The 23,315-nt window shown below is 68.4% G+C and carries 15 protein-coding genes, 1 tRNA gene and 1 pseudogene; 8 read left to right on the forward strand and 9 right to left on the reverse strand.

What is annotated here, in order from left to right; genetic code table 11:
• Position 1 precedes the first annotated feature (1 nt).
• From PXH83_RS05185 to PXH83_RS05195, 3 genes are read left to right on the forward strand one after another with little or no spacing between them, the layout of a single operon-like run.
• Positions 2-1,738, forward strand: coding sequence for a branched-chain amino acid ABC transporter permease (locus PXH83_RS05185; protein WP_274557189.1), 1,737 nt, complete (start codon positions 2-4; stop codon positions 1,736-1,738).
• A 5-nt stretch (positions 1,739-1,743) separates the two neighbouring features.
• Positions 1,744-2,658, forward strand: a complete 915-nt coding sequence (locus PXH83_RS05190) for an ABC transporter ATP-binding protein (RefSeq protein WP_274562681.1) — start codon at positions 1,744-1,746, stop codon at positions 2,656-2,658.
• Positions 2,655-3,371, forward strand: coding sequence for an ABC transporter ATP-binding protein (locus PXH83_RS05195; RefSeq protein WP_274557192.1), 717 nt, complete (start codon positions 2,655-2,657; stop codon positions 3,369-3,371). The genes PXH83_RS05190 and PXH83_RS05195 overlap by 4 nt, the downstream gene beginning before the upstream one ends.
• Before the next feature lie 92 nt (positions 3,372-3,463).
• On the opposite strand, the gene PXH83_RS05200 is transcribed toward PXH83_RS05195, so the two are convergent.
• Positions 3,464-4,120 (reverse strand): ANTAR domain-containing response regulator, encoded by a 657-nt coding sequence (locus tag PXH83_RS05200; RefSeq protein ID WP_274557194.1) that lies wholly within the window; start codon positions 4,118-4,120, stop codon positions 3,464-3,466.
• Positions 4,121-4,219: 99 nt separating this feature from the next.
• Between PXH83_RS05200 and PXH83_RS05205 the strand changes: the two genes are divergently transcribed.
• Together PXH83_RS05205 and PXH83_RS05210 are read left to right on the forward strand one after the other, a co-directional pair.
• Positions 4,220-4,292 (forward strand) — tRNA-Leu (locus PXH83_RS05205).
• A gap of 108 nt (positions 4,293-4,400) precedes the next feature.
• A complete protein-coding gene (locus tag PXH83_RS05210) occupies positions 4,401-5,180 on the forward strand; it encodes a helix-turn-helix domain-containing protein (RefSeq protein WP_274557196.1) in 780 nt (259 codons plus the stop codon).
• A gap of 52 nt (positions 5,181-5,232) precedes the next feature.
• Here PXH83_RS05210 and pyk read toward each other — a convergent pair whose 3' ends face one another.
• Together pyk and PXH83_RS05220 are read right to left on the reverse strand one after the other, a co-directional pair.
• Positions 5,233-6,669, reverse strand: coding sequence for a pyruvate kinase (pyk, locus tag PXH83_RS05215; protein WP_274557198.1), 1,437 nt, complete (start codon positions 6,667-6,669; stop codon positions 5,233-5,235).
• Between the two features lie 125 nt (positions 6,670-6,794).
• Positions 6,795-7,523 (reverse strand): SIMPL domain-containing protein, encoded by a 729-nt coding sequence (locus tag PXH83_RS05220; RefSeq protein WP_274557200.1) that lies wholly within the window; start codon positions 7,521-7,523, stop codon positions 6,795-6,797.
• Positions 7,524-7,651: 128 nt separating this feature from the next.
• Between PXH83_RS05220 and PXH83_RS05225 the strand changes: the two genes are divergently transcribed.
• Complete coding sequence (locus PXH83_RS05225) at positions 7,652-9,472, forward strand: bifunctional metallophosphatase/5'-nucleotidase (RefSeq protein WP_274557202.1); 1,821 nt, start codon at positions 7,652-7,654, stop codon at positions 9,470-9,472.
• Between the two features lie 70 nt (positions 9,473-9,542).
• On the opposite strand, the gene PXH83_RS05230 is transcribed toward PXH83_RS05225, so the two are convergent.
• The 5 genes from PXH83_RS05230 to PXH83_RS05250 form a co-directional block, all read right to left on the reverse strand.
• The gene (locus PXH83_RS05230) at positions 9,543-10,991 is read right to left on the reverse strand and encodes a lysine N(6)-hydroxylase/L-ornithine N(5)-oxygenase family protein (protein WP_274557204.1); all 1,449 of its coding nucleotides are present in this window, start codon (positions 10,989-10,991) and stop codon (positions 9,543-9,545) included.
• Positions 10,988-12,427 (reverse strand): pyridoxal phosphate-dependent decarboxylase family protein, encoded by a 1,440-nt coding sequence (locus tag PXH83_RS05235; protein ID WP_274557206.1) that lies wholly within the window; start codon positions 12,425-12,427, stop codon positions 10,988-10,990. Before PXH83_RS05235 ends, PXH83_RS05230 begins: the two co-directional genes overlap by 4 nt.
• A 489-nt stretch (positions 12,428-12,916) precedes the next feature.
• Positions 12,917-15,409, reverse strand: coding sequence for an aminopeptidase N (gene pepN / locus PXH83_RS05240; RefSeq protein ID WP_274557208.1), 2,493 nt, complete (start codon positions 15,407-15,409; stop codon positions 12,917-12,919).
• 123 nt (positions 15,410-15,532) lie between these two features.
• Complete coding sequence (locus tag PXH83_RS05245; protein WP_214914674.1) at positions 15,533-15,838, reverse strand: chorismate mutase; 306 nt, start codon at positions 15,836-15,838, stop codon at positions 15,533-15,535.
• Positions 15,839-15,849: 11 nt separating this feature from the next.
• Entirely contained in the window at positions 15,850-16,737 is an 888-nt protein-coding gene (locus tag PXH83_RS05250; RefSeq protein ID WP_274557212.1) for a helix-turn-helix domain-containing protein, read from the reverse strand.
• 164 nt (positions 16,738-16,901) lie between these two features.
• Here PXH83_RS05250 and PXH83_RS05255 point away from each other — a divergent pair.
• Together PXH83_RS05255 and PXH83_RS05260 are read left to right on the forward strand one after the other, a co-directional pair.
• Positions 16,902-18,715: pseudogene (locus tag PXH83_RS05255) on the forward strand (glycoside hydrolase family 35 protein).
• Positions 18,716-18,907: 192 nt separating this feature from the next.
• Entirely contained in the window at positions 18,908-20,122 is a 1,215-nt protein-coding gene (locus PXH83_RS05260; protein WP_274557214.1) for a GDSL-type esterase/lipase family protein, read from the forward strand.
• A gap of 64 nt (positions 20,123-20,186) precedes the next feature.
• Here PXH83_RS05260 and PXH83_RS05265 read toward each other — a convergent pair whose 3' ends face one another.
• Positions 20,187-23,288 (reverse strand): endo-alpha-N-acetylgalactosaminidase family protein, encoded by a 3,102-nt coding sequence (locus PXH83_RS05265; protein WP_274557216.1) that lies wholly within the window; start codon positions 23,286-23,288, stop codon positions 20,187-20,189.
• Positions 23,289-23,315 lie beyond the last annotated feature (27 nt).

The raw sequence follows: 23,315 nt of genomic DNA on the forward strand, positions 1-23,315 counted from the left end.
CATGACAACCGACACCACGCAGACAGCCGAAGCCACCCCGGCGAACAGCAACTCCCGCGCCGGCCTCTTCCGTTGGCTCACCGCCGTCGGCGGCCTCGCCACCATCGCCAGCACCTTCCTGTCCTGGACCTACACGGACGAGTTCCCCGGCGACCTCACCGTCTACGGATACCCCGGCGGCCTCCAGGTCCTCACCCTCGTCGCAGGCCTGCTCACCACCCTGTACGCCCTGGCCTCGCTCGACATCAAGGGCCTGCGCTGGCTGGCGCCCACCGGCACCACCCAAGCCCTGCGACTGCTCGCCCTCGGCGCCCTCGGCACCACCTGGTTCACGGTCATCGCCATCGCCGTCGAACTCGGCGGCGTCGTCAACCTCGAACCGGGCGGCTTCGTCGCAGCCGTAGCCACAGTCATCCCCGTCGCCGCGGCATTCCAGCTCCCCGACGACACCCGCAAGGCCCGGCGCCCCAAGGAACTCCCCTCCTGGGCCGAGATCCTGATCATCGTCGCCGCCTTCGGCATCGGCCTGTTCGTCGTCACCTACGGCATCGACACCGAGTACGCCGAACTCTTCACCGGCTACCTGATCACCGCCGGCTTCGCCGTCACCGCGCTCTTCAAGGCCGGCCTCATGGCACGGCTCTCGGCCATCACCACGAAGTACCGCTCCATCTCCGTGGCAGCCGCCTTCGTCGCCGCAGCAGCCTTCCCGTTCACCCAGAACACCGACCAGTTCACCCTCATCGCGGTCAACATCCTCATCTTCGCGACCGTCGCACTCGGGCTGAACATCGTCGTCGGCCTCGCCGGACTCCTCGACCTCGGATACGTCGCCTTCCTCGGCGTCGGCGCGTACACCGCCGCCCTGGTCTCGGGCACGACCGCCTCCGCCTTCGACGTCCAGTTCCCCTTCTGGGCCTCCGTCCTCACCGGCGGCGCCGTCTCCCTGATCTTCGGCGTCGTCATCGGTGCCCCGACCCTGCGACTGCGCGGCGACTACCTCGCCATCGTCACCCTCGGCTTCGGCGAGATCTTCCGCATCACCGTCGGCAACCTCGACGGCGTATCCGGACCGCAGGTCACCAACGGCCCCAACGGCGTACCAAACGTCCCCGACCTCGTCTTCTTCGGATACGACTTCGGCGAATCCCACTCCATCGGCGGCTTCGAACTCGGGTCGTACGCCAACTACTACCTGCTGATGCTGCTCGCGATGATCCTCGTGATCCTCGTCTTCAGCCGCGCAGGCAGCTCCCGCATCGGCCGCGCCTGGGTCGCCATCCGCGAGGACGAGACCGCCGCCACCGCCATGGGCATCAACGGCTTCCGGGTCAAGCTCATCGCCTTCGCCCTGGGCGCCACCCTCGCCGGCCTGGCCGGCACAGTCCAGGCACACGTCCAGAGCACCGTGGTCCCGGAGATGTACGTCTTCGCAGGCCCCGTACCGCCCAACTCCGCCTTCCTCCTCGCCGCCGTCATCCTCGGCGGCATGGGAACCATCAGCGGACCCCTCATCGGCGCCACGCTTCTGTACATGATCCCGGCCAAGCTGCAGTTCCTCCAGGACTACCAGCTGCTCGGCTTCGGCATCGCGCTGATCCTGCTCATGCGCTTCCGCCCCGAAGGCCTCATCGCCAACCGGCGCGCCCAGCTCGAGTACCACGAGACCGACCAACTCGACGTACCGGACAAAGGCCTGACCGACTCCGGCGTCGGCATCACGAAGGCGGGGGCGTGAACGACATGACGACCACCACCGAGAACACCACCGAAACCGCCGAGACCACCACGGTCCTGGACGCCAGCGGCGTCACCATGCGCTTCGGCGGCCTCACCGCCGTACGCTCGGTCGACCTCAAGGTCAACGCCGGCGAGATCGTCGGCCTCATCGGCCCCAACGGCGCAGGCAAGACCACCTTCTTCAACTGCCTCACCGGGCTGTACGTCCCCACCGAAGGCAAGGTCTCCTACAAGGGCACCGTCCTGCCGCCCAAGCCCCACCTCGTCACCCAGGCAGGCATCGCCCGCACCTTCCAGAACATCCGGCTCTTCGCCAACATGACCGTCCTGGAAAACGTCCTCGTCGGACGCCACACCAGGACCAAGGAAGGCCTCTGGTCCGCCCTCCTGCGCGGCCCCGGCTTCAAGAAAGCCGAAGCCGCCTCCCACAAGCGGGCCATGGAACTACTCGAATTCATCGGCCTGGAGAGCAAGGCCGACCACCTCGCCCGCAACCTCCCCTACGGCGAACAGCGCAAGCTCGAAATCGCACGCGCCCTCGCCAGCGACCCCGGCCTGCTGCTCCTCGACGAGCCCACCGCCGGCATGAACCCGCAAGAAACCCGGGTCACCGAAGAGCTCATCTTCGCCATCCGGGACCAGGGCATCGCCGTACTCGTCATCGAGCACGACATGCGCTTCATCTTCAACCTCTGCGACCGCGTCGCCTGCCTGGTCCAGGGCGAGAAGCTCGTCGAAGGCACCCCCGCCGTCGTCCAGGGCGACGAGCGGGTGGTCGCCGCCTACCTCGGTACGCCGTTCGAAGGCGCACCGGGCGCGGAAGAGGCCGCCGAAGTCGAAGCGGCCGAAGAAGCGCAGAGCACCGACAGCACCACCAGCAAGACCAGCACCACCAGCCCGGAAGGGGAAACCCAGTGACCGCTCTCCTCGAGGTCGAGGACCTCAGGGTCGCCTACGGCAAGATCGAAGCCGTCAAGGGCATCTCCTTCAGCGTCGAAGCCGGCCAGGTCGTCACCCTCATCGGCACCAACGGTGCGGGCAAGACCACCACCCTGCGGACACTGTCCGGGCTGCTCAAGCCCTCCGGCGGCCGGATCACCTTCGACGGCAAACCGCTGAGCGGAGTCCCCGCTCACAAGATCGTGTCCCTGGGGCTGGCCCACTCCCCCGAAGGCAGGCACATCTTCCCGCGCCTCACCATCACAGAAAACCTCCAACTCGGAGCGTTCCTGCGGACGGACAAGGCAGGCATCGAGAAGGACATCCAGCGCGCCTACGACCTCTTCCCCATCCTGGGCGAACGCCGGAAGCAGGCCGCGGGCACCCTCTCGGGCGGCGAACAGCAGATGCTGGCCATGGGACGCGCACTCATGTCCCAGCCCAAGCTCCTGATGCTCGACGAGCCGTCAATGGGCCTCTCCCCGATCATGATGCAGAAGATCATGGAGACCATCGTCGAGCTCAAGGCACAGGGCACCACCATCCTGCTCGTCGAGCAGAACGCCCAGGCCGCCCTTTCGCTGGCGGACGAGGCGCACGTCATGGAGGTCGGCACCATCAAGCTCTCCGGCCCCGGCCATGAGCTGCTCCACGACGAGTCCGTCCGCAAGACGTACCTCGGCGAGGACTGAGCCGCCCGTACGAACAGCAGGAGGCCCGCACGCCGAGCTCGGCGTGCGGGCCTCCTGCTGTCCCCTACTTACTGCTCCTTCTACTGCTCCTTCTACTGCTCCTTCGCGGCCTTCTTCTCCTCGGCGTCCTCAATGACCGCCTCGGCGACCTGCTGCATCGACAGCCGGCGGTCCATCGACGTCTTCTGGATCCACCGGAACGCGGCGGGCTCGGAAAGCCCGTACTGCGTCTGAAGAACCGACTTCGCCCGGTCCACCAGCTTCCGCGTCTCCAGCCGCTGCGTGAGGTCCGCGACCTCGGTCTCCAGCGCCTTCAGCTCCGTGAACCGCGACACCGCCATCTCGATGGCCGGTACGACGTCACTCTTGCTGAACGGCTTCACGAGATACGCCATCGCACCGGCGTCCCGGGCCCGCTCGACGAGATCGCGCTGCGAGAACGCGGTCAGCATCAGGACAGGCGCGATGGACTCCTCGGCGATCTTCTCGGCGGCGGAGATCCCGTCGAGGACGGGCATCTTCACGTCGAGGATCACGAGGTCGGGCCGGTGCTCACGAGCGAGCTCCACGGCCTGCTGACCGTCACCGGCTTCGCCGACGACGGAGTAGCCCTCTTCCTCGAGCATCTCCTTGAGGTCGAGGCGGATGAGGGCCTCGTCCTCGGCGATGACGACACGGGTCGTCAGCGGCGGGACGTGCGACTTGTTGTCGTCGTCGGCGGCGGGCTGGGGCGACTCGGGGGAGGTCACGGGGCTCCTCATTTCCAGGCAGGTGCTGATCCATGAGCGTACCTAGCTCCTGTATGTTTGACTCACAGCGGGTCTCCGCTAACCTTCTTTTTGAAGGACGCCCCGGTAGTCCAGCGGTAGAGACACGGTGCTCAAACCACCGACAGCGTCGGTTCGAATCCGACTCGGGGCACTTTACCTTCGATTCCAAGGCCGATGCTTGTTGGCGATCTTCACTCGCCACGGTGAACGCAGTATCGAATCGGCCCGGAACGCCATCGATCCGGCCAGGCTCCATGCCATGGAGCAGCACAATCCTTCGATACGCGAAGAAGCACTCGCTCTGATGCGTCGAGGCGTGAGCAATCGCGCGGTGGCGGAACGCCTAAATGTGCCACGTGGCACTGTCGGCTGGTGGCGCCACCAAGACCGCAGACGCCGGGGTGAGCAATTTGAACACCCCACCGATTGCCCGAGATGCACCGCACGACCATTCGACCACGAGGCGTACTCATACCTGCTCGGGCTATACCTCGGTGACGGGCACATCATCTCGAAACCCAGGCAGCACCACCTGTCGATCTTCTGTGCTGACACATGGCCCGGCCTGCTCAGCGAAGCCGAGTCGGCGATGCGCAAGGTGATGCCAATGCCCAGCGTTCAGCAACGGCAGAAGCAGGGCTGCGTCGAGGTCAAGTCGTTCACAAAACACTGGACTTGCATGTTCCCTCAGCACGGGCCCGGCAAGAAGCACGAGCGTGCGATCATCCTCGAAGCCTGGCAGCAGGACATAGTCGATGAGCATCCGTGGGCGTTCATCCGAGGGCTGATCCACTCGGATGGGTGCCGGAACATGAACTGGACCGTGCGGACGGTTGGCGGCGAGCGGAAGCGGTACGAGTACCCCCGCTACTGGTTCACCAACGTCTCGGACGACATCCGTCAGCTCTACACGAACACTCTCGACCGCCTCGGCGTCGAATGGAAGCACTGCACTCGACACGGGAAGCTCTACAACATCTCGGTCGCCAAACGCGCATCCGTCGCCCTGATGGACGCCCACGTCGGGCCGAAGTACTGAGCCGCGCCCCCGGCAGGGAAGGGCCCCTCTTCGGAGGGGCCCTTTACGGCGGCTACTTGGTGGCGGGGTCGTCCTCGCCGATGTGGTGGACTCGGACCAGGTTCGTCGAGCCTGCGATGCCGGGCGGGGAGCCGGCGGTGATGATCACTATGTCGCCCTTGTCGCAGCGGCCGATCCGCAGGAGGTGCTCGTCGACCTGGGCGACCATCGCGTCGGTGGAGTCGACGTGGGGGCCGAGGAAGGTTTCGACGCCCCAGGTGAGGTTGAGCTGGGAGCGGGTCGCCGGGTCCGGGGTGAAGGCCAGGAGCGGGATCGGCGAGCGGTAGCGGGAGAGGCGCTTGACCGTGTCGCCCGACTGGGTGAAGGCGACGAGGTACTTCGCGCCGAGGAAGTCGCCCATGTCGGCGGCGGCGCGGGCGACGGAGCCGCCCTGGGTGCGGGGCTTGTTGCGTTCGGTGAGCGGTGGGAGGCCCTTGGCGAGGATGTCTTCCTCTGCTGCTTCGACGATGCGGCTCATCGTCTTGACCGTCTCGATGGGGTACTTGCCCACGCTCGTCTCGCCGGAGAGCATCACCGCGTCGGTGCCGTCGATGACGGCGTTGGCGACGTCGGAGGCTTCGGCGCGGGTGGGGCGGGAGTTTTCGATCATCGAGTCGAGCATCTGCGTGGCGACGATGACCGGCTTGGCGTTGCGCTTGGCGAGTTTGATGGCGCGCTTTTGGACGATCGGGACTTGTTCCAGGGGCATTTCGACGCCGAGGTCGCCGCGGGCGACCATGATGCCGTCGAAGGCGGCCACGATGTCGTCGATGTTTTCGACGGCTTGGGGCTTTTCGACCTTGGCGATGACGGGGAGCCGGCGGCCTTCTTCTTTCATGATGCGGTGGACGTCTTGGATGTCGCGTCCGCTGCGTACGAAGGAGAGGGCGATGATGTCGGCTCCGGTGCGCAGGGCCCAGCGGAGGTCTTCGATGTCTTTTTCGGAGAGGGCGGGGACGGAGACGGCGACGCCGGGGAGGTTGAGTCCCTTGTTGTCGGAGACCATGCCTCCTTCGATGACGAGGGTGCGGACGCGGGGTCCGTCGACCTCGGTGACTTCGAGGGAGACCTTGCCGTCGTCTACGAGGATGCGTTCGCCGGTGGAGACGTCGGCGGCGAGGCCTTCGTAGGTTGTGCCGCAGGTGTGGCGGTCGCCTTCGATGGGTTCGACGGTGATGGTGAATTCGTCGCCGCGTTCAAGGAGTACGGGTCCTTCGCGGAAGCGTCCGAGGCGGATCTTCGGGCCTTGAAGGTCGGCGAGGATGCCGACGCTGCGGCCGGTCTCTTCGGAGGCTTTGCGTACGTGTTGGTAGCGCTGTTCGTGGTCGGCGTAGGTGCCGTGGCTGAGGTTGAAGCGGGCGATGTCCATTCCGGCTTCGACCAGTGCCTTGATCTGGTCGTATGTGTCAGTGGCGGGGCCAAGGGTGCAGACGATTTTTGCTCGGCGCATGGTTCGAGCCTAGGGCTTACCAGTCAGTAGACAATTGGCTGTGCATGACTGTCCAACAACCTTTGCATGAAAGGTTATTGACAAGTGTTGAATTGTGCGCGGGGGCGCTCCGATGAGCATGTCGCTCACAGTTGGGGTGGGGTCATGGTGAAGCGGGCGTTCACCTGCGCGTAGATGGTCTGGCGTTGTGGTTCCAGGTCAAGGGCGGGGGCTTCCTCCGCGCCTTCCGGGTAGGCCATCGACATGTGGCGGGCGCGGCCCGCGAAGGCGACGGGGACGGGGCCTGTGTCTTCGGCGCCGGGGTCGGCGAGTTCGAGGAGGGCGGAGAGTTCGGCGCCGAGTGCGTGGGCGTATTCGCGGGCGCGTTTGACGGCTTCTCGTACGGCTTGGCGGCGGACTTCGCCGTATGCGGGTGAGTCGGGGCGCATGCTCCACCAGGGGCCGTCTACTTGGGTGAGTTCGAGGTCGGCGAGGCGGGTGGTGAGTTCGCCGAGGGCGGTGAAGTCGGTGAGGACTGCGGTGATGTAGACGCGGCCGTGGTAGGCGCGGATGCGTTCGCCGCGGCCGTGTTTGGTGAGTTCGGGACTGATGGAGAAGGCTCCGGTTTCCAGCTTTTCGATGGCGTCGCCGTACGTTTTGACGAGGTCGAGGGCGATGGTGTTGCGCCGGGTGAGGTCTTCGAGTGCGGTGCGGCGGTCCGTACCGCGGGCGGTGACGGTGATTCCGATGCGGGCGATCTCGGGGTCGAATTCGAGGCGTGCTTCGCCTTGTACTGCGACGCGTGGGGCGTCCGGGGTGCCTGCTGCGCCGGGAGTGCCGTGCGGGGGTGTGGGGTTGTTCGTTTCGTCGGTCACTTCTCCACTGTCGCACTTGGGTCTGACAGGCAGCGGTCATCAGATCGAAACGCGTTGGGGGTGTTGCCGGATGTGGCTCCTGGGCCAGAATCTACGCGCGTCATTGTGCAATGGATCTAGGAGAGAAGATGCCGCTGAACCGTAGGACGTTTCTGGGCCGTTCGGCCGCTGCCGCTGCTGCGGGGGCTGGTGTGGCGATCGCGGGAGGGGGCGTGGCCGCGGCCGCGGAGGCGGCGCCCGCGGAGGGTCGTGGGCGTTCGCCGAAGCGGTACTCGTTCACTGTCATGGGGACGACCGACCTGCACGGCAATGTCTTCAACTGGGACTACTTCACGGACAAGGAGTTCGACGACAAGGCGCACAACGATGTGGGTCTGGCGAAGATCTCGACCCTGGTGAACCGGATCCGGGAGGAGAAGGGCCGCCGTAACACGATGCTCATTGACGCGGGCGACACCATCCAGGGCACCCAGTTGTCGTACTACTACGCCAAGGTCGACCCGATCACGGCGGAGCACGGCCCTGTGCACCCGATGGCGCAGTCTATGAATGCCATCGGGTACGACGCGGCGGCTCTCGGCAATCACGAATTCAATTACGGCATTCCGGTGCTGCGGAAGTTCGAGGAGCAGTGCGATTTTCCGCTGCTGGGTGCGAATGCGCTGGACGCCAAGACGCTCCGGCCGGCGTTTCCTCCGTACTTCATGAAGCGGCTGCGGACGCCGTGCGGTCGTGATGTGCGGGTGGCGGTTCTCGGGCTGACGAATCCGGGTATCGCGATCTGGGACAAGGCGAATGTGCAGGGGAAGATGACGTTCCCGGGGCTGGAGGAGCAGGCGGCGAAGTGGGTGCCGAAGCTGCGGTCCATGGGTGCGGATGTCGTCATAGTGTCGGCGCACTCGGGGTCGAGCGGCACGTCGTCGTACGGTGACCAGCTTCCGTACGTCGAGAATGCGGCGGGTCTGGTGGCCGAGCAGGTGGCGGGGATCGACGCGATTCTGGTCGGGCATGCGCATACGGAGATCGCCGAGTACTTCGTGGCGAACAAGGAGACAGGCAAGAAGGTTGTTCTGTCGGAGCCGCTCAAGTGGGGGCAGCGGCTGACGCTGTTCGACTTCGATCTGGTGTGGGCGAAGGGCCGCTGGGTGGTGGAGAAGGTGGGGGCGAAGGTTCTCAACTCCAACACGGTGGAGGAGGACCCGGAGATCACGAAGCTGCTGGGTGATGAGCACGAGAAGGTCGTGGCGTACGTCAACCAGGTGATTGGTACGTCCACGGTGGCGATGACGACGGCGGAGGCGGCGTGGAAGGACGAGCCGCTCATTGATCTGATCAACCATGTTCAGGCGGAGACGGTGAAGGCGGCGCTGGCGGGGGGCGCGTATGCGGCGTTGCCTGTGCTGTCGCAGGCGTCGTGTTTCTCGCGGAGTGCGGTGGTGCCTGCGGGCGAGGTGACGATCAAGGATGCGGCGGGTCTGTATCCGTTCGAGAACACGCTTGAGGCACGGCTGGTGAGTGGTGCTCAGCTGAAGGATTACCTGGAGTTCTCGGCGCGGTATTACGTGCAGACGGCGGCGGGGGCGCCGGTGGATACGGCGAAGCTGACGAATGCGGGGGGCATTCCCGACTACAACTACGACGTGGTGTCGGGTCCGGGTCTGACGTATGAGATCGATATTGCCAAGCCGGCTGGTTCGCGGGTGGTGAAGCTGTCGTTCGACGGGAAGCCGGTGGACGGGGCGGCGCAGTTCGTGCTGGCGGTCAACAACTACCGGGCGAGTGGTGGCGGGGCGTTTCCGCACATCGCGGGGTCGAAGCAGTTGTGGGCGAATTCGGAGGAGATCCGGAACACGATCATTACGTGGGTGAAGGGGAAGGGGACGGTGGATCCGGCGGAGTTCGCTGTGGTGGGGTGGAGGCTCACGCGGGAGGGTACGCCGGTGTTTTAGGCGGGGTGCGGGGCGTGGCTTTCGTGGCTCAAGCGCCGGACGGGCTGGACTTTCAGCCCGTCCGGCGTTTTCAGTTGCTCTGGACCAGTGGTGTCAGAACGGGTTGTTGGGACGGGATTTTTGGGGCTTCGCGGCGTTCCAGGCCGAAGCTGGTGAATGCCGTTCGGCTCGGCAGGGGGTAGGGCTCCTTGCCGGTCAGGGAGTTGAGGATCGTCGCGCTGCGCCACGCCGCGAGGCCGAGGTCCGGTGCTCCTACGCCGTGGGTGTGCCGTTCGGCGTTCTGTACGTACACCGAGCCGGTGATCGTGGGGTCGAGCACGAGGCGGAACTGGTCGTCGATGCGGGGGCGCTCGGCGGCGTCGCGGCGGATGTAGGGGTCCAGGCCGGCGAGGAGTTGTCCGAGGGGGCGTTCGCGGTAGCCGGTGGCGAGGACGACGGCGTCGGTGGTGATGCGGGATCGGGTGCCTTGCTGGAGGTGTTCGAGGTGGAGTTCGACCTTGCTGGTGGCGACGCGGCCTGCCGTACGTACGGACACTCCGGGGGTGAGGACGGCGTCGGGCCAGCCGCCGTGGAGGGTGCGCTGGTAGAGCTCGTTGTGGATGGCGGCGATGGTGTCGGCGTCGATGCCTTTGTGGAGCTGCCACTGGCGGGGTACGAGTTCGTCGCGGGCGGACTCGGGCAGGGAGTGGAAGTAGCGGGTGTAGTCGGGGGTGAAGTGTTCCAGGCCGAGCTTGGAGTACTCCATGGGGGCGAATGCTTCGGTGCGGGCGAGCCAGGTGATCTTCTCGTGGCCGGCGGGGCGGGCACGGAGGAGGTCGAGGAAGATTTCGGCGCCGGACTGGCCCGAGCCGATGACGGTGATGTGCCCGGCGGCGAGGAGGCGGTCTCGGTGGTCCAGGTATGCGGAGGAGTGGATGACGGGGACGGCGGGGGCTTCGGCGAGTGGTTTGAGGGGTTCGGGGATGCAGGGTTCTGTGCCGACGCCGAGGGCGACGTTGCGGGTGTAGGCGCGGCCGAGGGCTTCGGCTTCGCCGTCGGCGCCGAGTTGGGTGAAGTCGACTTCGAAGGCGCCGCGTTCGGCGTTCCAGCGGACGGCGTCGACCTGGTGGCTGAAGTGGAGGCCGGGGAGGGCGGAGCTGACCCAGCGGCAGTAGGCGTCGTATTCGGCGCGCTGGATGTGGAAGCGCTCGGCGAAGTAGAAGGGGAAGAGCCGCTCGCGGGTGCGCAGGTAGTTGAGGAAGGACCAGGGGCTTGCGGGGTCGACGAGGGTGACCAGGTCGGCGAGGAAGGGGACTTGGAGGGTGGCGCCTTCGATGAGGAGGCCTGGGTGCCAGTGGAAGGTGGGGCGCTGTTCGTAGAAGGCGGTGGCGAGGCCTCCGTGTACGCCGTCTGCGAGGGCGGCGAGGGAGAGGTTGAACGGGCCGATGCCGATGCCCACCAGGTCGTGGGGCGGATGGGGGTCCCCCCACGCCCCTTGGGCGTAGGGGGAGGGCTCTTGGGGCGGGGGCGCGGCGGTCATCGGTGGGCAATGCCTTCCGGGAGTGGCAGGTGTGGCGTGGTTGGTAGGTGTCGCGTGGGTGGCAGGTGTGACAGGAGGGCTTCCAGGTCGCTGGGGGTGGTGTGCGGGTTGAGCAGGGTGGCTTTCAGCCAGAGGCGGTTGTCGGCGCGGGCGCGGCCCAGGACTGCGCGGCCTTCGGTGAGGAGGGTGCGGCGGGTTGCGGCGATGTCGTCGTCGGTGGCGTGGGTGGGGCGGAAGAGCACGGTGCTGATGGTGGGGCGGTCGTAGAGCTCCAGGCCGGGGTTCTTGTCGACGAGGTCGGCGAGGTGCTGTGCGGCGGCGCAGGTGCGGTCGACGAGGTCGGCGAGTCCTTGGCGGCCGAGTGCGCGGAGTGTGACGGCGACTTTGAGGACGTCGGGGCGTCGGGTCGTACGGAGGGACCGGCCGAGGAGGTCGGGGAGGCCGGCTTCGGTGTCGTCGTCGGCGTTGAGGTAGTCGGCCTGGTGGGTGAGGCTGCTCAGGTTGGCGGTGTCGGGTACGGCGAGGAGGCCTGCGGCGATGGGTTGCCAGCCGAGTTTGTGCAGGTCGAGGGCGACGGTGTGGGCGCGGGCCAGGCCGGTGAGCCGGGTCTTGTGGGTGTCGCTGAAGAGGAGGGGCCCGCCGTATGCGGCGTCGATGTGGAGTTCGGCGTTGTGCTGCGCGCAGAGGTCGGCGATTTCGGGGAGCGGGTCGATCTGGCCGGTGTCGGTGGTGCCTGCGGTGGCGGCTACGAGCACGGGGTGGTGCAGGTCGGTGAGGGCTTCGTCGAGTGTGATCAGGTCGATGACGCCTGCGGGGGCGGGGACGGTGACCGGCTCGGGGAGGCCGAGGAGCCAGGCGGCGCGGCGCAGTGAGTGGTGGGCGTTGGCTCCGCAGACGAGCTGTACGGCGCCGTGGCGTTCGCGGGCGAGGAGGAGGGCGAGCTGGTTGGCTTCGGTGCCGCCGGTGGTGACGAGGGCGTCGGGGGCGGGGCCGTCGGGGTAGACCTCGGCGGCGAGCGTACGGGCCACTTGGGCTTCCAGTACGGAGGCGGCGGGCGCTTGGTCCCAGGAGTCCAGGGATGCGTTGAGCGCGGACGCGGCGAGGTCGGCTGCGGTGGCGACGGCGAGCGGTGGGCAGTGCAGGTGAGCGGCGCAGAGGGGGTCGGCGGGGTCGGCGGCGCCTTCGGTGAGAGCGCGGACGAGGGTACGGAGGGCTTCTTCGGCGCCGGTGCCTGTGGTGGGGAGTACGGGTTCGGCGGCGTTGCGCAGGCGCGTCGCGACGGCGTCGGGGCCGCCGGCGGGGAGTGGTCCGCCGCGGGCGACGGCTCCTTCGTGGAGGGCGTCGAGGACGGTGGCGAGGAGTGGCCGCAGGGCGGCCGGCCCGTCCTTGCCGCCGGCGAGGGGCGGGAGGGGGGTGCCGGTTGGCGGCGTACTCATTGCGGGGTCCTTCGGGCTGCGCGCTTGGCTGGCACACCAGCGTGTACAGGCGTGAGCCGGTGCGTCCGCAGAGCTCAACGAGCTGGACCCGAAAGTGGTATTTGGGGGGTGAGGAGGGGGGTTGGAGGGGGCTGGGCTGATATGGGGGCGGGTGCGGCCGGTGGGGCGGGTCGGGGACTGGTGGGGTGGGCGGTTGCGGAGGGTTTGGCCGGGTGCGGGTGCCTGCGGCGCTGTTCCCCTACCCTTCCCCGAGCTCTCGACTTCGTTCGAGCAGGGGAGACCCCATTCTTCCCGGCTGCGACATTTTGCGGCTGCCGCCGCGGGGGGGCTCCGCCCCAGACCCCGCTCCTCGAACTCCCCCAAGGGCTACGTCCAGGGGGACCCCCGGGGGGCTGGTAATCCAGCCTCTCCGGGGGTCTGGGGGCTTGCCCCCAGTTTGGGGAAGGGGCGGGGTGGGGCAAGAGCCGGGGCCTCAAGGCCTCAGGCGCGTCAGAGGCCCCGTACCGCCAGCGCGCGGCGCAGGTCGTCGAGTTGGTCTACGAGTTTGCGGCGCAGGGCCGGGATCATTTCGTTGTCGCGTACGAAGTCCTCGCCGAGGCGCAGGGATTCCGGGTCGACGGCGAACGCGGGGAATGCGTAACGGCCTGCTGCTTCAGCGATGGCGGGGCCTCGGCGGTCGGCGGTCGCAGTCGCGTCGCGGTAGTAGCGGGTGATGTAGGGCCGTACGAGGTCGGCCTGTTCGGGCTGCCAGAAGCCCTGGGCCGTGGCGGTGAAGAGGTAGTTGGAGAGGGTGTCGTCCTCGAACATGCGGGCCCAGGCGGCGGCCTTGGTCGCGGCGTCCGGGAGCGCGGCGCGGCAGCGGGCGGCACCTTCCTGGCCGGTGGCGCTGGGGTCGCGGTCGAGTTCGGCGGCGATGGCGGTTTCGTCGGTGGCGCCGAGGACGGCGAGGCGGCGCAGGATGCGCCAGCGCAGTTCGGGGTCGAGTTCGGGGCCGCCGGGGATGCTGCCGGAGGTGAGCCAGTCGTGGATGGCTTCGGGCCGGGTGGCTGCGTCGATGAAGTGGCGTACGGCGGTGAGGCGCAGGCCCGGTGCGTTGCCGTCCTCTGTGCGGCGGATGAGGTCGCGGCAGATGGAGGTGAGGGTGGCGAGGGCGGCGGGGCGGCCGGTGGCGTCGAGGTAGCGGTCGGTGATCTGGGTGGCGGCGAAGCCGAGGACGCCCTGGACGATGGCGAGGTCTGTCTCGTGCGGGAGGTGGGCGCCGGCGGTGGCCAGGTAGGCGGCGGGTTCGAGTTCGCCGTCGCGGACCATGTCGCGCAGGCAGTTCCATACGACGGCGCGGGTGAGGGGGTCGGGGACGCCGGAGAGGGTGCGCAGTACCCGTTCCTCGGATTCGTCGTCGAGGCGGACCTTGGCGTAGGTGAGGTCGCCGTCGTTGAGGATGACGAGGGCGGGGCGGCGGCCGGGTCGTACGGTCACGGACTCGCCCTGGGGTACGTCGATTTCGAATCGTTCGCGCAGGACGAGGTTTTGGCCGTCGACCAGGTCGTGGTCGTAGGCGCCGATGGCGATGCGGTGGGGGCGGTTGCCGTCCTGGTCGACGGTGAGGTGCCAGTAGCCGTCGGATTCGACGGGCCGGGGGGTGAGGGTGTCGACGCCGGTGGTGCGCAGCCACCGCTCGGCCCAGGCGTGGACGTCGCGGTCGGTGGCGGAGGCGAGGTTGTCGATGAAGTCGGCGAGGGTGGCGTTGGCGAATTTGTGGCGGGCGAAGTGGGTGTTGATGCCGGCCAGGAAGTCCTTTTCGCCGAGCCAGGCGACGAGCTGGCGGAGGGCGGAGGCGCCCTTGGCGTAGGAGATGCCGTCGAAGTTGAGCATGGCGGACGCGGTGTCGGGGACGGCGTCCGGGTCGGGGGCGACGGGGTGGGTGGAGGGGCGTTGGTCGGCGTCGTATCCCCAGCCCTTGCGGGCGACGGCGAAGTCGGTCCAGGTGTCGGCGAAGCGCGTGGCTTCGGTGAGGGTCTGGTAGCCCATGTATTCGGCGAAGGACTCGTTGAGCCAGATGTCGTCCCACCACTGGAGGGTGACGAGGTCGCCGAACCACATGTGGGCCATCTCGTGGGAGATGACCATGGCGCGGGTCTGGCGTTCGGTGTCGGTGACGGCGGAGCGGTAGATGAATTCGTCGCGGAAGGTGACGAGGCCGGGGTTTTCCATGGCGCCCGCGTTGAATTCGGGGACGAAGGCCTGGTCGTAGGAGTCGAAGGGGTAGGGCTCTTCGAACTTCTCGTGGTAGCGGTCGTAGCAGGCGCGGGTGATGTCGAGGATTTCGTCGGCGTCGATGTTCATGTACGGCGCGAGGGAGCGGCGGCAGTGGATGCCGAAGGGCAGGCCGCGGTGTTCGGTGCGTACGGAGTGCCAGGGGCCTGCGGCGACGGCGACGAGGTAGGTGGAGATGAGGGGTGTCGGGGCGAGTGTCCAGCGGCCTGCGCCGTGGTGTTCGGCGTTGCCGTTGCCGAGGACGGTCCAGCCTTCGGGGGCGGTGACGGTCAGGGCGAAGGCGGCCTTGAGGTCGGGCTGGTCGAAGGCGGCGAAGACGCGCTGGACGTCTTCCATGAAGAGCTGGGTGTAGACGTACGTTTCGCCGTCGGTGGGGTCGGTGAAGCGGTGCATGCCTTCGCCGGTGCGGGAGTAGTGCATGTCGGCTTCGATGCGCAGCTCGTGTTCGCCCGGGGTGAGTCCGGTGAGGGCGAGGCGGTTTTCGGCGAGCGCTTCGGGGTCGAGTGGCTGTCCGTCGAGGGTGACGTTGCGCAGGACGGCGGGCTTGAGCTCGACGAAGGTGTCCCCGGCGGTGTGTGCGGAGAACTGGATGACGGTGCGGGAGTCGAAGGTCTCGTCGCCGCGGGTGAGATCGAGTTCGATCGTGTACCGGTGGACGTCGAGGAGCTGGGCTCGGGTCTGCGCTTCGTCGCGCGTCAGTACGGACATGGGGACATGCTGCCTGATGGCTTGCGCGTGGCACAGCGGGCGTGTGTACGCCGCTTCTCGGCCGGGCAGTCGCGGTGCATGTCCCCTTCGGGCCCCTGGGGTGCGCCGGTCAGGGGCGGGGATCTATGACTTCGCGATCGTTTCGTGGTGGCGGATGACCTCCGCGATGATGAAATTGAGCAGTTTCTCCGCGAATGCCGGGTCCAGTTTGGCGTTCTCGGCCAGTTCGCGCAGGCGGACGATCTGGCGGGCCTCGCGGGCCGGGTCGGCCGGTGGGAGCTTGTGCTGTGCTTTGAGGTGGCCGACCTGCTGGGTGCATTTGAAGCGCTCGGCGAGCATGTGGACAACGGCGGCGTCGATGTTGTCGATGCTGTCGCGCAGCCGGCTCAGTTCGGCGATGACGGACTCGTCGATTTCGCTGGAGGTCATGGTCAGGGAGCTTACGTCGGTCCCGTCGCGATGGTGGGCGGGTGTTCGGGATCTGGGATCTGGTGGCTCCAGCCGCCGTGGACGGTGCGGCCCTGCTGTGCGCGGAAACGGACGGGGGCAATGCCGACGCGGCGGGTGAAGAGGCGGGAGAAGTACGCGGGGTCGTCGTAGCCGACGCGGCGGGCGACGGCGGCGACGGGGAGTTCCGTGGCGGCGAGGAGTTCCTTGGCGCGGCCGAGGCGGATGCCGAGGAGGTAGTCCTTGGGGCTGCATCCGGCGCCGCGGCGTACGGCGGCGCGCAGTTCGGCGGGGGTCATGCCGTGGCGTGCGGCGTGTTCGGCGACCGTCAGGGGCTGGAAGGCGTCGCGGGCGAGGGCCTGGAGTACGGGGTCTCCGTCGGCTCCGACGTCGGCGCGGGCGCGGCGCAGGGCGACGAGGAGTTCGTGGACGGCGGCCCCGGTCTCGACTTCGAGGAGGGGGTTGCCTCGGCGTGCGGCGCGGGCGATGCGGCCGACGGCGGCGCGGGCGGCGGCGGTGTCGGCGAGGGGGACGACGGGGCGGTCGGGTTCTATGTAGCCGAGTTCGGTGTACGTCGCGGTGGCCGGGCCGGTGAAGTCGACGAAGCTTTCGTCCCAGCCGGTGGCCGGGTCGGGCCCGTAGTGGTGCGGGGTGCCCGGTATGAGCCAGATCAGTGCGGGTGCGGTGACAGCGGTACGGTGCCCGTCCGCGCCGCGGAACCAGCCGCTGCCGGCGCTGACGACGACGGCCACGTGGTGGTCGAGGGTGCGTGGGCCGACTGTGGGCAGCGTGCCGTGCTGGAGTCCGACACCGAGGCAGACCAGGCCGAGGCGGTGGTGGGTGGGACTGGGGGTGAAATAGCGCATCCAGGTGTGGTACATCCGCTTTTCTTCCTCCCTGCTCGCCCGGGTGGCATTCAGGTGGCGTCCCGTTGGCTTCCGCCGGCGTTCCGTTGCGTCCAAACAGCGCTGATCTTTGTCCATGGACCGCTCTGCCGCCAGGGGGTGAAGTGGAGACGCTGTTGGTGGAGCGAGAGGCGGGGACCGTGGCTGACTTCACGGTGGGTGAGTCGGACTTTCTGCTGGACGGGCGGCCGGTGCGGCTGCTGTCGGGGGCGTTGCACTATTTCCGTGTGCACGAGGGGCAGTGGGGGCACCGGCTCGCGATGCTGCGGGCGATGGGGCTCAACTGCGTGGAGACGTACGTACCGTGGAATCTGCATGAGCCGGAGCCTGGCCGGTTCCGTGGCGTGGAGGCGCTCGGCCGGTTCCTGGACGCGGCGCGGGAGGCGGGGCTGTGGGCGATCGTGCGCCCGGGTCCGTACATCTGCGCCGAGTGGGAGAACGGCGGGCTGCCGCACTGGCTGACAGGGCCGCTGGGTACGCGGGTACGGACGCGCGACGCGGAGTATCTGGCGCATGTGGAGCGGTGGTTCGGGGTGTTGCTGCCGCAGGTGGTGGAGCGGCAGATCGACCGGGGCGGCCCGGTGATCATGGTGCAGGTAGAGAACGAGTACGGCAGTTACGGCTCCGACCAGGTCTATCTGCGGCATCTGACGGGGCTGCTGCGCGAGTGCGGTGTCACGGCGGCGCTGTTCACCTCCGACGGGCCCGAGGACCACATGCTGAGCGGCGGTTCGGTGCCTGGGGTGCTGGCGACGGCGAACTTCGGTTCGGGGGCGCGGGAGGGCTTCGATGCGCTGCGGCGGTATCGCCCGTCCGGCCCGCTGATGTGCATGGAGTTCTGGTGCGGCTGGTTCGATCACTGGGGCTCGGAGCATGTCGTACGGGATGCCGCCGACGCGGCGGCCACGCTGCACGAGATCCTCGAATGCGGTGCCTCCGTCAACATCTATATGGCGCACGGGGGCACGAATTTCGCGGGTTGGTCGGGGGCGAACCGGTCCGGGGCGCTGCACGACGGGGAGCTCCGGCCCACTGTCACGTCGTACGACTACGACGCGCCGATCGACGAGTACGGCCGTCCCACGGAGAAGTTCTGGCTGTTCCGGGACATCCTGGCGCTCCACCGGGACGGCGTCGGAGACGCCCCGCTGCCCGACGTGCCGCTCGCGCCCGCCTTGCTGGGTGAGCCGGCCCGGGTGGAGTTCACCGGGTGGTCGCCGCTCGGTGACGTCATCGACGTGCTCGGCGGTACGGAGACCGAGGCCGCGATGCCGCCGACGTTCGAGGAGCTGGGCGTGGACCGGGGACTGGTCCGCTACCGCCTTGACGTGCCGGGGCCGCGGCAGGCGTACCCACTGGGTGTGACGGGTCTGCGGGACCGGGCTGTGGTGTACGTCGACGGGGTGCGGGCGGGCGTACTGAACGGGGAGGGAGGGGCCGGGTCGTATACGGCACTGGAGGAGCCGGTGGCGGGGCCCGCTTCGGTGGAGCTGTGGGTGGAGTCGCTGGGCCGGGTCAACTACGGGCCCCGTTTCGCCGAGTCCAAGGGCATCACGGGCGGCGTACTGCACGAGCGGCAGTACGTGCACGGCGTACGGGCTCGGGGGCTGAGCCTGGACGCCTTCGACGACGCGGGCACGGTGGCGAAAGTGGCCTTCCGGGCGCTGGAAGAACCTGCGGGGGCGGCCGCCGGTACAGAGGCCGGTCCAGGCGCCGGTACAGGCGGGCTTTTCCGGGGCGTGTTCCAGGTTCGTGGCGTGGGGGACGCGTCGATCGTACTGCCGGGCTGGGAGCGGGGCTTCGTCTGGGTGAACGGCTTCTGTCTGGGGCGTACTGGGCTGCCGGGCCGCAGAAGTCGTTGTACGTACCCGGCCCTGTGCTGCGCGAGGGCGTGAACGAGCTCTGGGTCCTGGAGCTGGAAGGCGGGGGCGGGGGCCGCGTGGAGCTGAGCTGAGCGAGCAGCCCACCCCCACCCCCACCGCGGCATCAAGCCCAGCTCCGCACTCGGCGACGTAACACAACCGAGACGTGCAGCTACCTAGCGGTAACAAACCGCGGCGTGTCAGATTCCGCATGCCACCGGCCGGCGGCCCACCCTCATCGACACGCCATACCGCCAGGCATGGCCGACCGCAGGAGTTCCGTCGTGACCGGATTCCGCACGTCCACACGTACCTCCGGCCCACCCAGACCGAACCGCAGCAAGACCCGCAGCGGGAGCCGCAGCAAGAGCCGCTGCCTCGCCGCCGCGGTCCTCGCGATCACCGGCCTGGTGACCACGGGCGCGGGTACCTCGGCCGCCGACCCGACCTCCGGGCCCACCGCGATCGTCTCCATGGGCGACAGCTACATCTCCGGGGAGGCCGGCCGGTGGCAGGGCAACAGCCTCACCAACAGCGGCAGTCGTGACGGCACCGACCGGGCCTGGACCGGCAGCGGATACGACCCGAGCCGGGTCTACGGCACAACCGCCGCGAACGGCTGCCACCGTTCCGACTCCGCCGAGGTACGCAGCGCCACCGGCACCACGCAGGCACTGGTCAACATCGCCTGCTCGGGCGCCACCACCGCGAACGTCTTCCGGTCCTCGAACGGCGGCCAGTCGTACAAGGGCGAGGCCCCGCAGGCCGACCAGCTCGCGGCCGTCGCCGCCGCGAACAACGTCAAGACGATCGCACTGTCGATCGGCGGCAACGACCTCGGCTTCGCCGACATCATCACGAGCTGCGCGACGGACTACATCATCTGGTACTCGTACTGCCACGACGACCAACAGCAGGCCGTCGACGCGAAGATCGACACGGTGATGGCGAATGTCGGCAAGTCGATCGACGAGATACGCGCGGTGATGTCCGGCGCCGGCTATGCGGCCGCCGGCTACCGCATCGTCCTGCAGTCCTACCCCTCCCCCATCCCCCGCGCCGCCGACAACCGCTACGTCGAGTCCGGCTGGAGCCGCACGAACACCGGCGGCTGCCCGTTCTGGAACAAGGACTCCGACTGGGCGCGCGACTCACTCGTCCCGCAGATCGCCAACCGCCTCAAGGGCGTCGCCGCCGCCAAGGGGGCACAGTTCCTGGACCTTCGCGACATGCTGCAGGGCCGTGAGGTCTGCGCCAAGGCAGCGAAGCAGGTGAGTGCCACGCAGCCGGCGTCGGCGACGACCAGCGAGTGGGCGCGCTGGATCGACAGCAACGGAACCCAGGGCCCCGTACAGGAGTCCGTGCACCCCAATTACTTCGGGCAGCTCGGACAGGGCCGCTGCCTCGCCCTGATCTACGCCAAGCCGACCGGCAACTACACCTGCCGCAACACGGCGGGCTCCGGCGCGTCCGGGATGTACCTGACGGCGGTCTCCTGACCCAGCCCGCACACAGCCGAAGCCACGCCCCCAGTCCCGGGGGCGTGGCCGCTCCGGCTGCGAGCTACAGCTCTCGTACCTCGAAGGCGTCCAGTACGAACTCCGCCACCCCGTCGTCGCCCACCTTGCGCAGGCCGACCCATGGCTCACCCTTCGGGGCTGCCGTGAATTCGTAGGAGAACACGGTGGGTTCCGTGGCTATCGGCAACGGCAGGCCGGCCAGGTCCCGGTCGTCCACTCCCGTGATCCAGGCGTACTGCCCGGCCTTCTCGTTCTCGTAGCGGAAGGACACCCGGTAGCGCTTGCCCGCCTCGAACCGGACGGTGTGCTGCACGGTCCGGTAGACCAGGCCCTTGTTCTCGCCGCGCGACTTGAGCGATTCGGAGCCGTCGATGACGTCGTCGATGGCCTTGCCGTTCCAGCCGCGCTGCGTGAAGGGGGCATGCCGCTGCGCGATGTGGGTGCGCGGGTCGGTGGAGCCGCCCGCGTCGCCCTTCACGAATACGCCCCACCCCTGCGGCACGTGCTGGAAGTCCTCGAAGGCCACCGTGCCCGCCTTGGTGGACCGCGTGGCGGCGACGATCCGTACGTTGTCGAAGCGCACCCGTGCGTCGCCCGCCTCGGCCCGCAGAGTGAGGTCGACCGGACCCCCGCCCTCCGGCACGGTGAAGTACGTGAACATCCGCTGGAAGCGGGTGTCGTGCTTACGGTCGGCGGCGACGAGGTTGACGGCCGTGGACGTATCGGTCCAGTTCTCCGCCGTTGCCCCGTCGGCGGTCCGTACCGTGAGCGCGGCCCGTCGCCGCTCCCCCGCCTTCGCCCCCACCTCGACCTGTACGGAGGCGGCGTACGTCCCGGGTGCGAGGCGCGCGAGGCGCCGGCCGACGGCTGCCGCCCCGCCCGCGCCGATGACCAGCTCGTAATCGCCCGTCCGGCTCAGCTCCACCGAGGCGGGACCGCTGACCGTCCACCCCTCCAGAGAGCCGGAGTTGAAGCCCGGGTCGTACAGCGGGGTGGCCTGCCCCCAGTCCGGGGCGCCGGGCGGCGGCACCTGGGTGCGGTAGAGGACGTACGGCTGCTTCGCCTCGGCGTCGACGGTGACCTTGCCGGAGCGGACCGGCAGCTCGCGGACGTACACCCGGCCCTGGTCGGTGAGCTTGTAGAGCGCCACCTTCGACGCGCCCGCCCAGCCGCGCGGCAGCTGCCAGCTGCTGCTGCCGCCCGCCGGGTTGTAGTGGTAGAGCTTCGCCGGGTCCGTGGCTCTGCGCGGCTCCCACGGCAGGAGATAGCGCCCGCCGTCGTATACGAGCCGTCCGTCGGTGGTGATGCGCCGGGTTCCGTCCGCGTCGCCGACCACCGTCCTGGTCGGTCCGAAGAAGGTGATCTCGTGTGCGCCCCATGTCTTCACCGGGTACGCCTGGAGGTACTTGGCGGGCAGGCTGTCGGTCCAGATCAGCTGGTAGAAGGTGTTCCAGTCGGTCTTGTTGACCCAGCCCTCGAAGTTCCCTGTGCGCGGGATGCCGAGCAGGGTCGGCCACTTGTCGGCGAAGATGTCCTTCTGGTGGTTGCGGATGAAGCGGATCAGCTGGGAGTTGATGCCGCGCGAGGTGTCGCCGCCGTAGTCGACCTCGGTGGCCCAGTGCGACCACAGGGACGAGCGTTCCAGGCCGTGTCCCCACTCGGTGGTGATCTGCCAGCCCTGCTCGCGCAGTGCCCGCTGGAGCCGGTCCGAGGTCCAGCCGGACTCGCGGAAGACATCGATGTACAGCATGTTGAGGGCAGGATCGGTCTCGTCGCGCAGGTCCTTGAAGCGCTTCACGATGTCGCCGGAGACCAGGTCGCGCCGCTGGTCGATGCGGTAGCTCTGGTCGAGCCAGTCCCACTGCTCGTTCGCCTTGTCGACGAGGGTCTCGGAGAAGGCGTTGGCGACGGGGTAGGACTCGGTGGCGTTCACATGTACGCCGAAGTCGCTGCCCCACTTCCTGCCCTCCCTGACAAGGGTGTTGAGGTCGTCGAGCCCGCCCGCGCGCTTGTTGTGGTTGCCCGCGTAGTCGGGGTGGGCAGAGTCGTGCCCCTCCGACTGATAGCCCTTGAGCAGCGTGTACTGGCGCAGTCCGTCCGTCGCGAGAGAGATCCGCTTGACGTTGTCGAGCGTGGCGAGGAAGGGGTTGGTGGCCTGGCTGGCGAAGTTGAAGGGGATGTGCGGGACGACGCGCAGGTGCTGTTCGTCCGCGCCCAGCGGGGTGACCATGATGTCGCGGAAGGCGATGGCGGCGTCCTGCCAGTCGACGAGGCCGTCGCCGTTACGGTCACCGGTGATGATCACGGTGGCGTACGGAAGGGGCTCGGTGGCACCGGCGGGCGCGGTCGCGGCCCGGTGGGTCCACTGGCCGCACGCCAGTTGCGCCTTTACGTGGCCGTCCTTGCGGACAGTGGTACGCCACAGGCGTCCGTTCTCCCAGGTGGTGCCGGCCGCACTGTCGGGCTTGTCGTACGACGTATTGGTCTCCAGCGCCCCGCCCAGCCTGTCGTGTGCGACGACGGCGTACGCACAGCCGGTCGCCGCCTCGGCGGCCGTGTCCGGTGTGACCTTGACGAGGGTGTCGCCGCTCTTGGCCTTGTCCAGCTGGATCCTCGCGGCGAGCAGGGTGGCGCCGGGCTGGTCGCTGCGTACGGACAGGAAGGCGAGGGAGGGGATCTGGAGGGTGCCGACGCGCAGTGCGGCCGTGTCGGCGATCCTGGTGATCCGCCAGTCGACCTGCCGGCCGGTGACCCGGATCTCCGCATGGATCTCGGTGCCGCCCTCGAAGGCCAGGACGTACGCGATGCGGTCGCCGTCGGCGCGGGCGGTGACCCGGGGCGTACGGGCGGTTCCGTCGATCAGTACCGAGGTGACCGGATCCTCCTGCCCGTACAGCTTCGCGCCGGTATGGCGATCGGTGTACGAGACGATGCGGGGGAAGCCGGGGTCGACGCGCACCTCCAGCTCACGGGAGCGCAGCGCTGTCCCGGCGGCTCCAGCGGCTCCGGCAGCTCCGCCCGCTCCCGACGACGCGGCGCCGAACGCGGCGCCCGGTGTGGCCACGACCGCGCCGAGACCGATCAGTGCGGTGGCAGTCGTCACGGTCCTGCGACTCGGCCCACGGCCCTGTACGTACGAATCCACGCTCGCTCCTCCTGGTGACGGTTAACC

This window comes from Streptomyces spiramyceticus, assembly GCF_028807635.1.
Classification (GTDB): domain Bacteria; phylum Actinomycetota; class Actinomycetes; order Streptomycetales; family Streptomycetaceae; genus Streptomyces; species Streptomyces spiramyceticus.

Coding starts and splice junctions, on each gene's coding strand:
- PXH83_RS05185 (WP_274557189.1), top strand. CDS start 2: ATGACAACCGACACCACGCAGACAGCCGAAGCCACCCCGGCGAACAGC.
- PXH83_RS05190 (WP_274562681.1), top strand. CDS start 1,744: ATGACGACCACCACCGAGAACACCACCGAAACCGCCGAGACCACCACG.
- PXH83_RS05210 (WP_274557196.1), top strand. CDS start 4,401: ATGGAGCAGCACAATCCTTCGATACGCGAAGAAGCACTCGCTCTGATG.
- pyk (WP_274557198.1), bottom strand. CDS start 6,669: ATGCGCCGAGCAAAAATCGTCTGCACCCTTGGCCCCGCCACTGACACA.
- PXH83_RS05225 (WP_274557202.1), top strand. CDS start 7,652: ATGCCGCTGAACCGTAGGACGTTTCTGGGCCGTTCGGCCGCTGCCGCT.
- PXH83_RS05230 (WP_274557204.1), bottom strand. CDS start 10,991: ATGACCGCCGCGCCCCCGCCCCAAGAGCCCTCCCCCTACGCCCAAGGG.
- PXH83_RS05235 (WP_274557206.1), bottom strand. CDS start 12,427: ATGAGTACGCCGCCAACCGGCACCCCCCTCCCGCCCCTCGCCGGCGGC.
- pepN (WP_274557208.1), bottom strand. CDS start 15,409: ATGTCCGTACTGACGCGCGACGAAGCGCAGACCCGAGCCCAGCTCCTC.
- PXH83_RS05245 (WP_214914674.1), bottom strand. CDS start 15,838: ATGACCTCCAGCGAAATCGACGAGTCCGTCATCGCCGAACTGAGCCGG.
- PXH83_RS05250 (WP_274557212.1), bottom strand. CDS start 16,737: ATGTACCACACCTGGATGCGCTATTTCACCCCCAGTCCCACCCACCAC.